We start from the raw sequence: 12,536 nt of genomic DNA on the forward strand, positions 1-12,536 counted from the left end.
GAGCGCATGCCTTGACGGTGCGCCCGCAGCATCGCCTCGACCGCTCGATGCGCGGCACGCTGTCGGCCCGTTTCACCGGGTTCAACCAGCGCCAGTACGTGCGCGGAAAGCTGGCCGGCGATCCGGTCTACGGCGCCGTCGCGCGGCTGCTGCAGGAGGCTCCGCCGTTCCCGCTGCTCGACGTCGGTTGCGGCATCGGCCTGCTCGGCCACTACCTGCACAGCTGTGGCGTGCTGCGGGGTTACGTCGGGATCGACCACGACGAGCGCAAGATCGCCACCGGCCGGGCTGCCGCCGCCGCGATCGACGATGCGCTGGACCTTCGCCGCGCGGACGTTGCCGATCTGCCTGACTTCCGCGGCCATGTCTGCCTGCTTGACGTCCTGCACTACCTGCCGGCGGCGCGCCAGGCACCGCTGCTCGAACAGCTGGCCACGCACGTGGCACCCGGCGCGCAACTGATGATCCGCAACGTGCTGCGGGCCAGGCATTGGCGCTTCCACGCCACGGTGATCGAGGAACACCTCCTGCACGCCACCGGCTGGATGCGCGTGGGCGCCGACCATTACCCGACCGAGCAGGAAGTGACCGCGCCGCTCGAACGCGCCGGCCTGGTCACCACGCTCACGCCGCTGTGGGGGCGCACGCCGTTCAACAGCTACCTGATCGTGGCACGGCGGCCCGCCCCGTAGCGGCGAATCCGTGCGCGACCGGGAGCCGGTCGCGTTCCCGGAGCGCGCCCCTCGCGCGGAACCAGCGCCCTGGCGCGTGTTGCGCTATACTGCCCGGACGGTCCTCAAGCCGTTGCGGCCTCCAGCCGCCCCTTCCCCATATCGCAACGCGGTTCTGAAAGAACGCTCCGGGTTGCACAGGAGTGTTTTCATGTCTTTCGAATCGCTGGGCCTTGCGCCCGCGTTGTTGCGCGCGCTCGCCGAACAGGGCTACACCCAGCCCACCCCGATCCAGGCCGGCGCCATTCCGCTGGTACTGGAGGGTCACGACCTGCTGGCCGCCGCGCAGACCGGCACCGGCAAGACCGCCGCCTTCGCGCTGCCGCTGCTGCAGCACTTGTCCACCGCGGGCGCCACGCAGACCCGCCGCCCGCGCGCGCTGGTGCTCACGCCGACGCGCGAGCTGGCTGCCCAGGTGCACGACAACCTGCGCAGCTACGGCAAGCACCTGCGCGTTTCCAGCACCACCATTTTCGGCGGCATGAGCATGGGCCCGCAGATGCAGGCGCTGCGCCGCGGCGTGGACGTGGTGATCGCCACCCCCGGTCGCCTGATCGATCACATGCAGCAGCGTTCGGTCGACCTGTCCGGGGTCGAGGTGCTGGTGCTGGACGAGGCCGACCGCATGCTCGACATGGGCTTCCTGCCGGCGATCAAGCGCATCCTCCAGGCGCTGCCCAAGCAGCGCCAGACGTTGCTGTTCTCGGCCACCTTCGCCGAACCGATCAAGGCGCTCGCGATGCAGTTCATGCGCTCGCCGCGCGAAGTCTCGGTGACGCCGCCCAACACCGTGGCGCCGCTGGTCAGCCACCACGTGCACCCGGTCGATGCCTCGCGCAAGCGCGACCTGCTGCTGCACGTGCTGTCGCAGGACAGCCGCCGCCAGAGCCTGGTGTTCAGCCGCACCAAGCACGGCGCCGACAAGCTGGTGAAGTTCCTCGAGGTTTCGGGGATGCGCGCCGCGGCGATCCATGGCAACAAGAGCCAGAACGCCCGCACCAGGGCCCTGGGCGACTTCAAGAGCGGCCGCGTCACCGTGCTGGTGGCCACCGACATCGCCGCCCGCGGCATCGACATCGACCAGTTGCCGATGGTGATCAACCACGACCTGCCGATGGTGGCCGAGGACTACGTGCACCGCATCGGCCGCACCGGCCGCGCCGGTTCCGAAGGCATGGCCGTGTCGCTGGTCAGCCACGACGAGTCGGGCCTGCTGCGCGACATCCGCAAGCTGCTCAAGCAGGACATCGCCATCACCGACGTGCCCGGCTTCGAGCCCTCCACCCCGCTGAGGCTGGATGCCGGCGCGCCGCGCCCGGTGCAGGGCCAGCGGCAGCAGCGCCCGTCCCGCCCGCAGGTGTATCGCCAGCAGCATGGCGCCCAGTCGCATGCCGGCGAGCGTCCCGCCGAAGGCAATCGCCAGCGCCAGCGCCGCCGGCGTCCGGCGGCCAAGGCCTGAGCCATGCGCGGACCGGCGCTGGCGCCGGTCCGCGCGCCTCATTCGTCGCGCAGCTTCGCCGTGAGCACGTGGTCCTCCCACACGCCGGCGATCTTCAGGTATTTCGGCGCGTAGCCCTCGCGCCGGAAACCCAGGCGCGCCAGCAGCCTGGCACTGTGCGCGTTGCGCGGCATGTAGTTGGCCATCACCCGGTGCAGGCCCAGCACGCCGAAAGCCCAGGCCAGGCCAGCATCCAGCGCCTCGGACATCAGACCCTTGCCCTGCTCCCCTGCATCGATGCCGTAGCCCAGGTGGCAGGCCTGGAAGGCGCCACGCACCACGTTGGCGAAGTTGAAGCATCCCAGCAGACGGCTTTCGTCGGGCGCCAGCACGGCAAACAGGTAGCCCCGGTCCGTACGCACCCACTCGCGCGCCTCCTCGATGCGGACGCAGCACGACTCCAGGGTGAAGTACGCCTCCTCGCGCGTTGGTTCCCATGGCGCCAGGTGCGCCCGGTTCCCGCGGCGATAGTCGAGCAAGCGAGCCGCGTCGTCCACCTCGAATGGACGGATGAGCGTGCGCGCCGTGCGCAGGCACGGCGCGCTCATGCCAGCCCCAACGCCCGCGCGTGGTGGCGAAGATGGTCGTCGATGAAACTGGCGATGAACCAGTAGCTGTGGTCGTAGCCGGCGTGCCGGCGCAGCAGCAGCGGCTGTCCGGCCTCGGCGCAGGCTTCCTCGAACAGCTCCGGCCGCAGTTGCGCGGCGAGGAAGCGGTCGGCCCCGCCCTGATCGATCAGGATCGTGCCGGGGAAAGCCTGCCGCCTGACCAGCGCACAGGCATCGTGGTCGGCCCATGCGCCCCGGTCCTCGCCCAGGTAGCGCACGAACGCCTTCTCGCCCCAGGGCACCCGCGAGGGAGCCACAATGGGAGCGAATGCGGATACCGAGCGGTAGCGCTGCGGGTCGGTGAGCGCCAGGGTAAGCGCGCCATGGCCGCCCATCGAGTGGCCGCACACGCCCGCGCGCTCCACATCCACCGGGAAATGCGCCGACAGCAGCGCGGGCAATTCCTCGGCCACGTAGCTGCGCATGCGAAACCGCGACGACCACGGCGCCCGCGTCGCATCCAGGTAGAAGCCCGCGCCTTCGCCGAATTCCCAGTCGCCGGTGGCGCCCTCCAGGCCGGTGTCGCGCGGACTGGTGTCAGGCATCACCAGCGCGAGGCCCAGCTCGGCGGCCAGCCGCTGCGCGCCGGCCTTGATCGTCGCGGTTTCCTCGGTGCAGGTCAGGCCGGCCAGGAAATACAGCAGCGGGCATGGCTGGCGCGCCGACTGCGGCGGCAGATAGAGCGCAAAGCGCATCGGGCCGCCGCAGGCTCGCGAATCGTGCCGGTAAAAGCCCTGCACGCCGCCATGGCAGCGTTGCTCGGAGATCGTCTCGATGGTCGCCACGGGCCGCTCCTCTCCACAAACACGCGATCATAACCACGGTCCGACCACACACCGTGTACTTCCTGCCGACGGCCTCCCGGCGAGCCTGATAGAATGCTCGCCGCTCCGCGCGGCGCACGCCTTCGCTCGCCGCCGCCCAATCCTGAGGTTCCCATGTCATCCCCCGTTCCAGGTCCCACGCCGGCCGGTCACGACCCGGCGCCGGCCGGTTTTGCCGCGCTCGCGCTGCGCCCCGAAGTCCAGCAGGCGCTGGCCGACGTCGGCTACGAGTCGCCCTCCCCCATCCAGGCGGCCACCATCCCGTCGCTGCTCGAAGGCCGCGACGTGCTCGGCCAGGCGCAGACCGGTACCGGCAAGACCGCCGCGTTCGCGCTGCCGATCCTCTCGCGCATCGAGGCCAGGCCCGGCAAGCCGCAGGCCCTGGTGCTCGCCCCCACGCGTGAACTGGCCATCCAGGTGGCCGAGGCGTTCCAGCGCTACGCCGCGCACATCCCCGGCTTCCAGGTGCTGCCGATCTATGGCGGGCAGAGCTACGGCCCGCAGCTGCACGCGCTGCGCCGCGGCGTGCACGTGGTGGTCGGCACGCCCGGCCGCGTGATCGACCACATGGACAAGGGCACGCTGGACCTGTCCGAGCTCAGGTACCTGGTGCTGGACGAGGCCGACGAGATGCTGCGCATGGGCTTCATCGACGACGTCGAGAAGGTGCTCCAGGCCACGCCGTCGACGCGCCAGGTCGCGCTGTTCTCGGCCACCATGCCGGCGCCGATCCGCAAGATCGCCCAGGCGCACCTGAAGGAACCGGTCGAGGTCACGATCAAGGCCAAGACCACCACGGCAGCCAACATCCGCCAGCGCTACTGGTTCGTCAGCGGCATGCACAAGCTCGATGCGCTGACCCGCATCCTGGAAGCCGAGCCGTTCGACGCCATGATCATCTTCGCCCGCACCAAGCAGGCGACCGAGGAGCTGGCCGAGAAGCTGACCGCGCGCGGCCTGGCCGCCGCCGCGATCAACGGCGACATTGCCCAGCCGCAGCGCGAGCGGGTGATCCAGCAGTTGAAGGACGGCAAGCTCGACATCCTGGTCGCCACCGACGTGGCCGCACGCGGCCTGGACGTCGAGCGCATCAGCCACGTCTTCAATTACGACATCCCCTACGACACCGAAAGCTACGTCCACCGCATCGGCCGCACCGGTCGCGCTGGGCGCAGCGGCGAGGCGATCCTGTTCGTCACCCCGCGCGAGAAGGGCATGCTGCGCGCGATCGAGCGGGCCACGCGCCAGCCGATCGAGGAGATGAAGCTGCCCACCGTCGAGGCCGTGAACGACGTGCGCATCGCCCGCTTCAAGCAGCGCATCACCGACACCATGGCGCAGGGCGAACTGGGCCAGTTCCAGCAGCTGATCGAGCAGTACGAGCAGGAACACAATGTGCCGGCGCTCGAGATCGCCGCCGCGCTCGCGCGCATCGCACAGGGCGACCGCCCGCTGCTGCTGACGCCGCCGCCCAAGCGCGAGTACGAGCGGCGCGAACCGGCGCCGCGTGAAGCGCGCGAGCGCGATGGCGAACGCCGCCCGCCACACGAGCGCAAGCCGCGCGAACCCCGCGAAGGCGCCCCGCCGCGGAGCTTCGACAACCGTCCGCCGCGCCCGCACAACGCACCCGAACCGGGCAAGCGCACCTATCGCATCGAGGTCGGCCACGAGCACGGCGTCAAGCCCGGCAACATCGTCGGCGCCATCGCCAACGAGGCCGGCCTGGAAAGCCAGTTCATCGGCCGCGTCAGCATCCGCAGCGACTACAGCCTGATCGACCTGCCCGAAGGCATGCCCTCGGAGGTGTTCGACCACCTCAAGAAAGTCTGGGTCAGCCAGCAGCAGCTGCGCATCAGCGAGTGGGATGGCAACGAAGAGGCCGCCGGCAGCGCACCCCCGCGGCGGTCGCGGCCGGGCGGGTTCAAGCCGCGTACGGGCGGCAAGCCGCCGCGGCGCAAGTAGGCCCTCGCGGGGCAGGCGGGGCCGCACCCCCGCGGGAGTGCAGCCCGTGCACTCCCGCGGTCGTCAGGCCAGGCGGTCCCGCAGGTAATCCAGCACCTGCTCGGCCAGCTGCTCGGCGCGTTGTTCCCCGGTATGCAGGTGCAGCTCCGCCGAGGCCGGCGGCTCGTACGGCGAATCGATGCCGGTGAAGTTGCTGATCCGCCCGGCCCGCGCCTTGGCATAGAGCCCCTTCGGATCGCGCCGCTCGCACTCGGCCAGCGGCGTGTCCACGAACACCTCGACGAATTCGCCCTCGGCGAAGCGCCCGCGCGCGAACGCGCGCTCCCCGGCGAAGGGCGAGATCACGCACACCAGTACCACCAGCCCCGCGTCGACCATCAGGTGCGCGACCTCCGCCACGCGGCGCACGTTCTCCACGCGCGCCTCGGCGGTGAAACCCAGGTCCACGTTGAGCCCGTGGCGCAGGTTGTCGCCGTCCAGCAGATAGGTGTGGAAACCCTGCGCCGCCAGCTTGCGCTCGACCAGGTTGGCGATGGTGGACTTCCCGGCGCCCGACAGGCCGGTGAACCAGACGCACAGCGGCTGCTGGCCCTTGGCCTGCGCCCGGGTGGCCTTGTCCACGTCGGTGTGTTGCCAGTGGATGTTGGCCGCCCGCCGCAGGGCGAAGTCGAGCATGCCGCAGGCGACCGTGGCGTTGCTCTGGCGGTCGATGAGAACGAAGCCGCCCAGCGTGCGGTTGTCGGCATAGCGCTCGAACGGCAACGGCCGGTCCAGGTCGATGTTGCAGTAGCCGACGTCGTTGAGTTCCAGACGGCGCGCCGCCAGCGGCGCCTGCGTATTGACGTCGATCTTGTGCTTGATCGCGGTAACGCGCGCATTGACCGTGGCCGTGCCCAGCTGCAGCAGGTAGCCGCGGCCGGGCAACAGCGGCTGGTCGCCGAACCAGACCAGGTGGCAGCCGAACTGGTCGGCGACCGCCGCCGGCTGCGCTACGGCGGCGATCACGTCGCCCCGACTGATGTCGAGTTCGCGATCCAGGCACAGCGTGACCGCCTGCCCGGTGACGGCCTGGGCAAGATCCGTCGACGGGCCGACGATGCGCTCGACCCGCGCGCGCTGCCCGCCCGGCTGCACCAGCACCTCCTCGCCCACCTCCACGCGCCCGCCGCACACGGTGCCGGCATAGCCGCGGAAATGCTGGTCGGGGCGGTTCACCCATTGCACCGGCAGGCGGAAACGTTCCGGGGACGCCACCCCGGCCTCCAGCGTCTCCAGCAGCTCGAGCAGGCCGGGACCCTGGTACCAGGGCATGCGCGTCGAACGCAGGCCCACGTTGTCGCCGTCCGGCGCCACCACCGGCAGCGCATCGACCGCTTCGACGCCCATCGACGCGGCAAGCGCACGGTAAGGTTCGACGATGGATGCGTAGACGTCCGCATCGAGCCCCACCAGATCCATCTTGTTGACCGCCAGCACGATACGGCGGATGCCAAGCAACGCGCAGATGTAGGTATGCCGGCGCGTCTGCGGCAACAGGCCCTTGCGGGCGTCGACCAGGACCACCGCCAGGTCGGCCTGGGAGGCGCCGGTCGCCATGTTGCGCGTGTACTGCTCGTGTCCCGGGCAGTCGCCGACGATGAAGCTGCGTCGCGCGGTATGGAAATAGCGCCAGGCGACGTCGATGGTGATGCCCTGCTCGCGCTCGGCATCCAGTCCGTCGGTGACCAGCGCGAAATCCAGCGCCTCGCCGCCGCGCTTGCGGCTGTCGCGGCGCAGCGCGTCCAACTGGTCGTCGGCGAGCATGCCGGCGTCGTACAGCAGGCGCCCCAGCAGCGTGCTCTTGCCGTCGTCGACGCTGCCGCAGGTAATGAAGCGGAGCATGCCGGCGGCCATCAGAAATAGCCCTCCTGCTTCTTCTTCTCCATCGAGCTGGCGCCATCGTGGTCGATGATGCGCCCCTGGCGCTCGGAACTGCGCGAGGCGCGCATCTCCTCGATGATCGCGTCCAGCGAGTCGGCCTGCGACGCGATCGCGCCGGTGAGCGGATAACAGCCCAGCGTGCGGAAGCGCACGCGGCGCTGCTGGATCCTCTCGCCTTCGCGCAGCACGAAGCGCTCGTCGTCGACCATGATCAGCGCACCGTCGCGCTCGACCACCGGCCGCTCCCTGGCGAAGTACAGCGGCACCACCTCGATCCGCTCGCGCCGGATGTATTCCCACACGTCCAGTTCGGTCCAGTTCGACAGCGGGAACACGCGCACGCTCTCGCCCTGGCGGATCTGCGTGTTCCAGGTGTGCCAGAGCTCCGGCCGCTGCTGCTTCGGATCCCAGCGATGTTGCGCGGTGCGGAAGGAGAAGATGCGCTCCTTGGCCCGCGACTTTTCCTCGTCGCGGCGCGCGCCACCGATCGCCGCGTCGAACCGGTGCCGGTCCAGCGCCTGCCTGAGCGCCTGGGTCTTCATGATGTCGGTGTGCACCGCCGCGCCGTGGGTCAGCGGCGAGATGCCCTGGCGCACGCCCTCCTGGTTGACGTGCACCAGCATCTCGATGTCGCCCTGCGCCGCCACGCGGTCGCGGAAGGCGATCATGTCGCGAAACTTCCAGGTCGTATCCACGTGCAGCAGCGGCAGCGGCGGAGGCGCCGGCCGGCTGGCCTTGCGCAGCAGGTGCAGCAGCACGGTGGAATCCTTCCCGATGGAATAGAGCATCACCGGACGGCGGAAACAGGCAAACACTTCACGCAGGATCTGGATGCTTTCCGCTTCCAGATCGTCGAGATGGGACGGGCGATGCATCGGGCGAGCTTAGTCCTGGCCCGCGCGGCGCGGGCGAAGCACCCAAATTAGCAGACCCGCGCCCGCCTGCACGATCGGCGCATGCGAGGGGGCCGCGCGCCGCGGACGACGTACCATGCCTGTTCCATCCGGCGAGAACCCCTCATGCCCGCTTCGTGGCCATTCCCCGATCACCCGGCCGACATGGCCATGCGGGTCGCGAGCCTGTCACCGGGGCAACGCCAGCAACTGGAGGCGGCGGCCAGGGCGATCCGCGACGGCGTGCCGGCACCCGCACGGCAGGCGCTCGACGCCGTGCTGGCCGGTGCGCCAGGTCATCCCGAGGCACTGCGCCTGCGCGGCATCCTGCACACCCGCGCCCGGCAGTACGATGCCGCGCGCGAGGCCCTGAGGAACGCCTTGCGGGAATGGCCCGACGACCCGCTGGCCCTCACCGACCTGGGTAACGCCGAACAGGCGGCCGGCGAGATCGAGGCTGCGCTGGCGCATTGGCGCAAGGCCTGTGCGCTGGCGCCGGACTACCCGATGGGCTGGTTCAACCTGGGACGCAACCTGCAGGTGCTCGGCTACACCACGCTTGCGGTGGAGGCGCTGCAACGCGCCTGCGCACTGGCGCCGACGCTGCTTCCCGCCCACGTGTTGCTGGGCGACGCCCTCGTCCACCTGGGCCGCTTCGACGAAGCCGCCTCGCACTACCGTGCCGCGCTCGCGGTGCACCCGGCCTGCGGCGACGCGTGGCGCGGGCTGGCCAACATGAAGACGCGGCCCCTCCCGGAAGAAGACCGCACGCGGCTCATCGCGCTGCTCCAGCGCAACGACGTCGCCGAGCCCGATCGCATTGCCATGGGTTTCGCCCTGGGCAAGGTCAACGAGGACCAGGGACGCTACGAGGAAGCCTTCGCCGCCCTCGGCGAGGCGAACGCGCGCCAGCGCCGGCTGGCCCCCTGGCAGGCCGGCGCGTTCCATGGATTGGTGGAATCGGTGAGCGCCGCCGGCGCCAGCTTGCCGCCGCCGCTCGCCCCGACACTGGGCGAGGAGGCGATCTTCATCGTCGGCCTGCCGCGCTCGGGCTCGACCCTGTTCGAACAGATCCTCGCCGCGCACCCGCAGGTGGAGGGGGCCAGCGAACTGCCGGACCTGGGCGAAGTACTGGTGGAGGAGTCGACCCGCCGCGGCCAGCCGTTTCCGCGCTGGGCGCCGTCCGCCACGGCGCAGGACTGGCAGCGCATGGGCCGGCGCTACCTCGAGCGCACCGCCCGCTGGCGTCGGCAGCGCCCGCGCTTCACCGACAAGCTGCCGGAGAACTGGCTCCATGCCGGCGTGCTGGGCGCGATGCTGCCGGGCGCGCGCATCGTCGACGTGCGGCGCGACGCGCTGGAGGCCGGCTGGTCGTGCTTCAAGCAGCAGTTCTACCGGCTGCCGCATTTTGCCTGCACGCTGACCGACATCGCCGCCTACGTGCGCGACTACGAATCGGCGATGGACCGCTGGCAGGCCGCAGCGCCGGCCCGCATCCGCAGCCAGCGTTACGAGGCGCTGCTGGCCGATCCCGAAGCCGAGATCCGTGCCCTGCTCGCGTTCTGCGGCCTGCCCTTCGACGCCGCCTGCCTGGAATTCCATCGCGCCACGCGCGCGATCCGCACGCCCAGCGCCGCGCAGGTCCGCCAGCCGCTCAACCGCGACACCGCGCGCGCCGAGCGCTATGGCCGCCTGCTCGACCCGCTGCGACTGGGGCTGGGCCGACCGTTGTACTAGGGCGTGCTTGCAGCGGAAACGTTCGCCCCGATCTATCCGGGAGTACCTTCCACGCGTGTGCTCCAGAGGTTCCCCGGATGACCACCCTGCCCAGCCTCTACATCTCCCACGGCTCGCCGATGACCGCGCTGCAGCCGGGCCCCGTCCGCGAGCGCCTGGCCGAACTGGCCGCCGATCTGCCGCGCCCGCAGGCGATCGTGATCGCCACCGCGCATTGGTTGAGCCCCGCGCCGCAGGTGGGTGGCGCCGCGCAGCCGGAGACGGTGCACGATTTCTTCGGATTCCCCGCGGAGCTCTACCAGATCCGCTATCCCGCGCCGGGCGCGCCGGCACTGGCCGAGCGCGTTCTCGGCCTGCTCGGGCGCGCCGCCCTGGACGCGACACTCGACCCGCGGCGCGGCCTGGACCATGGCGCCTGGGTGCCGCTGCGCCTGCTCTATCCGGAAGCCGACATCCCGGTCGTACCGCTCTCCATCCAGCCCGGACGCGACCCGGCGCACCACCTCGCGATCGGTCGCGCACTGGCTTCGTTGCCCGGCGAGGGCGTGCTGGTGATCGGCTCGGGCAGCATCACCCACAACCTGGGCGACCTGCGCCAGGGCTACGGCGCCGAGCGCGAGGCGCCCTACGTGCGACCGTTCATCACTTGGGTGGAAGAGCGCCTGGCCGCCGGCGACGTGGATGCACTGCTCGACTATCGCCGCCAGGCTCCCTTCGCCCAGCGCGCCCATCCGACCGACGAACACCTGCTGCCCCTGTTCGTCGCGCTCGGCGCCGCCGGCACGCAACCGCGCGCGCAACGCACCGATGCCGGCATCGACCACGGCATCCTGGCGATGGACATCTACCGCTTCGGCTGACTTTCCCGCTGCGTGGGCTCCGGTGCCGGCGCGCCGGGCGTCAGGCACTCTGCGGCAACGGTGGCGCGCTGTCGCCCGAGGGATCGAGCCAGTCTTCCGGCGTCAGCGGACGCAGGCCGTGCGCGATGCGGCCCTTGTCGCACTGGGGACTGTGCCGACCGAACTCCCACGAGGGTTCGACCTCGCGGCACACCGAGGGCTTGATCGGGTGGATACCGCAATAGGCCGCCTCGCCGATGGTTCCCTTGAGCGCCACGCAGCGCGGCTGCCTGGCCTGGGTGCCGCGCATCACCACGCGGTGCGGGTCCAGCTTTTCGGTCAGTTCGACCGGCACGGTACCGCCCAGGAAGGGATCGGTTTCGGACCAGTGGAAGGCGATGCGGAAGAAGGCGCAGCAGGCGCCGCAGCTCAGGCAGGGATGGGCCATGGAACGGACGGGAGGGCGCACCCCCTGGCGCGCAGCGCGCGGATTCTAGGGCGTGGCGTGGTCCGGCGGAAGATGGCGCAGGGCACGCGAAAGACCTTTGCCGGCAACCGTTTATGGTGGATTGGGTTTTCGGTGGCGAGGGTGCGTTCGCGCGGCGCCGGCAAGGCCGGCGTCGCAAGGCCGGTCAGATCTCCCCGGAGAACGTGTCACAACTGGACACCTGCCCGCTCTGCAGCCCGGTCTTGAACCACTTCACCCGTTGCGCCGAGGTGCCGTGGGTGAACGAATCGGGCATCACCGATCCCTGGGTCTCGCGCTGCAGCGTGTCGTCGCCGATCCTGCTGGCGGCGTTGAGGGCCTCCTCCACGTCGCCCGCCTCCAGCCAGTGCAGCCGCTGTTCGGTGCGACTGGCCCACACGCCTGCGAAGCAGTCGGCCTGCAGTTCCTGGCGGACCGAGAGACCGCCGGCGCCCTCCATCGGCGCACCCCGCTCGCGTGCCTGCCGCACCTGGTCGAACACGCCCAGCAGGTTCTGCACGTGGTGGCCCACCTCGTGCGCGATCACGTACGCGCGGGCGAAATCGCCGGCGGCGCCGAAGCGGTCCTGCAACTCCTGGAAGAACGACAGGTCGAGATAGACCTTCTGGTCGCCCGGGCAGTAGAACGGGCCCACCGCGGTGGACGCCAGTCCGCAGGCGGTGCGCACGCCGCCGCTGAACAGCTCGAGCTTCGGGTCGACGTACTGCCGCTCGTTGGCGGCGAAGATGTCGCCCCAGGTCTTCTCGGTGGAGCCGAGGATCGCGCTGACGAAGTCGCGTTGCTGCGGATCGACCTGTGCCGGCTCGCCGACCTGCGCCGTGGTCGGGCCGGTCGGGCCGCCCTGGTCGAGCAGCGCGGTCGGGTCCTTGAAGAACACCCAGCCCAGGATGGCCAGCACGATCAGGCCGCCGATGCCCATGCCGCGGCCACCGCCGAAGCCGAATCCGCCGCCACCGCGACCGCTGTCGACCTGCACGTTGCGGCTGCGCTCGCCCTTCTGCCAATCCATGCCATCGGTCCCGCATGCGCCCAGGCGC

At 70.6% G+C, this 12,536-nt stretch carries 11 protein-coding genes; 5 read left to right on the top strand and 6 right to left on the bottom strand.

All coding sequences use genetic code 11. The features are described from left to right. The first annotated feature begins 17 nt into the window (after positions 1-17). Both LQ771_RS09770 and LQ771_RS09775 read left to right on the top strand, forming a co-directional pair. Entirely contained in the window at positions 18-692 is a 675-nt protein-coding gene (locus tag LQ771_RS09770) for a class I SAM-dependent methyltransferase (RefSeq protein WP_338030353.1), read from the top strand. Positions 693-882: 190 nt separating this feature from the next. Then, entirely contained in the window at positions 883-2,190 is a 1,308-nt protein-coding gene (locus LQ771_RS09775) for a DEAD/DEAH box helicase (RefSeq protein ID WP_231349216.1), read from the top strand. 38 nt (positions 2,191-2,228) lie between these two features. Here the strand turns inward: LQ771_RS09775 and LQ771_RS09780 are convergent, their stop codons facing one another. Then, positions 2,229-2,777, bottom strand: a complete 549-nt coding sequence (locus LQ771_RS09780) for a GNAT family N-acetyltransferase (protein ID WP_231349217.1) — start codon at positions 2,775-2,777, stop codon at positions 2,229-2,231. Beyond that, positions 2,774-3,622: an S-formylglutathione hydrolase gene (gene fghA, locus LQ771_RS09785; RefSeq protein WP_275045636.1), complete on the bottom strand. Its 849-nt coding sequence runs from the start codon at positions 3,620-3,622 to the stop codon at positions 2,774-2,776. The genes LQ771_RS09780 and fghA overlap by 4 nt, the downstream gene beginning before the upstream one ends. A 153-nt stretch (positions 3,623-3,775) precedes the next feature. On the opposite strand from fghA, the gene LQ771_RS09790 reads away from it, so the two are divergent. Further along, positions 3,776-5,623: a DEAD/DEAH box helicase gene (locus LQ771_RS09790; protein ID WP_231349218.1), complete on the top strand. Its 1,848-nt coding sequence runs from the start codon at positions 3,776-3,778 to the stop codon at positions 5,621-5,623. Between the two features lie 63 nt (positions 5,624-5,686). Here the strand turns inward: LQ771_RS09790 and cysC are convergent, their stop codons facing one another. Continuing rightward, positions 5,687-7,504 (bottom strand): adenylyl-sulfate kinase, encoded by a 1,818-nt coding sequence (gene cysC, locus LQ771_RS09795; RefSeq protein WP_231349219.1) that lies wholly within the window; start codon positions 7,502-7,504, stop codon positions 5,687-5,689. Positions 7,505-7,515: 11 nt separating this feature from the next. Next, positions 7,516-8,418, bottom strand: a complete 903-nt coding sequence (gene cysD, locus LQ771_RS09800; protein ID WP_231349220.1) for a sulfate adenylyltransferase subunit CysD — start codon at positions 8,416-8,418, stop codon at positions 7,516-7,518. Between the two features lie 144 nt (positions 8,419-8,562). Here cysD and LQ771_RS09805 point away from each other — a divergent pair, with 144 nt between their 5' ends. Continuing rightward, a complete protein-coding gene (locus LQ771_RS09805; RefSeq protein WP_231349221.1) occupies positions 8,563-10,173 on the top strand; it encodes a tetratricopeptide repeat-containing sulfotransferase family protein in 1,611 nt (536 codons plus the stop codon). A 77-nt stretch (positions 10,174-10,250) separates the two neighbouring features. After that, positions 10,251-11,033, top strand: a complete 783-nt coding sequence (locus LQ771_RS09810) for a dioxygenase family protein (RefSeq protein ID WP_231349222.1) — start codon at positions 10,251-10,253, stop codon at positions 11,031-11,033. A gap of 40 nt (positions 11,034-11,073) precedes the next feature. Here LQ771_RS09810 and LQ771_RS09815 read toward each other — a convergent pair whose 3' ends face one another. Both LQ771_RS09815 and ypfJ read right to left on the bottom strand, forming a co-directional pair. Beyond that, a complete protein-coding gene (locus LQ771_RS09815) occupies positions 11,074-11,460 on the bottom strand; it encodes a YkgJ family cysteine cluster protein (protein WP_231349223.1) in 387 nt (128 codons plus the stop codon). 184 nt (positions 11,461-11,644) lie between these two features. Next, positions 11,645-12,508, bottom strand: a complete 864-nt coding sequence (gene ypfJ / locus LQ771_RS09820) for a KPN_02809 family neutral zinc metallopeptidase (protein ID WP_231349224.1) — start codon at positions 12,506-12,508, stop codon at positions 11,645-11,647. Between the last annotated feature and the right edge of the window lie 28 nt (positions 12,509-12,536).

It is taken from the genome of Frateuria soli (genome assembly GCF_021117385.1).
GTDB classification, from domain to species: Bacteria; Pseudomonadota; Gammaproteobacteria; order Xanthomonadales; family Rhodanobacteraceae; genus Frateuria_A; species Frateuria_A soli.

Coding starts and splice junctions, on each gene's coding strand:
- LQ771_RS09775 (WP_231349216.1), top strand. CDS start 883: ATGTCTTTCGAATCGCTGGGCCTTGCGCCCGCGTTGTTGCGCGCGCTC.
- LQ771_RS09780 (WP_231349217.1), bottom strand. CDS start 2,777: ATGAGCGCGCCGTGCCTGCGCACGGCGCGCACGCTCATCCGTCCATTC.
- LQ771_RS09790 (WP_231349218.1), top strand. CDS start 3,776: ATGTCATCCCCCGTTCCAGGTCCCACGCCGGCCGGTCACGACCCGGCG.
- cysC (WP_231349219.1), bottom strand. CDS start 7,504: ATGCTCCGCTTCATTACCTGCGGCAGCGTCGACGACGGCAAGAGCACG.
- cysD (WP_231349220.1), bottom strand. CDS start 8,418: ATGCATCGCCCGTCCCATCTCGACGATCTGGAAGCGGAAAGCATCCAG.
- LQ771_RS09805 (WP_231349221.1), top strand. CDS start 8,563: ATGCCCGCTTCGTGGCCATTCCCCGATCACCCGGCCGACATGGCCATG.
- LQ771_RS09810 (WP_231349222.1), top strand. CDS start 10,251: ATGACCACCCTGCCCAGCCTCTACATCTCCCACGGCTCGCCGATGACC.
- LQ771_RS09815 (WP_231349223.1), bottom strand. CDS start 11,460: ATGGCCCATCCCTGCCTGAGCTGCGGCGCCTGCTGCGCCTTCTTCCGC.
- ypfJ (WP_231349224.1), bottom strand. CDS start 12,508: ATGGATTGGCAGAAGGGCGAGCGCAGCCGCAACGTGCAGGTCGACAGC.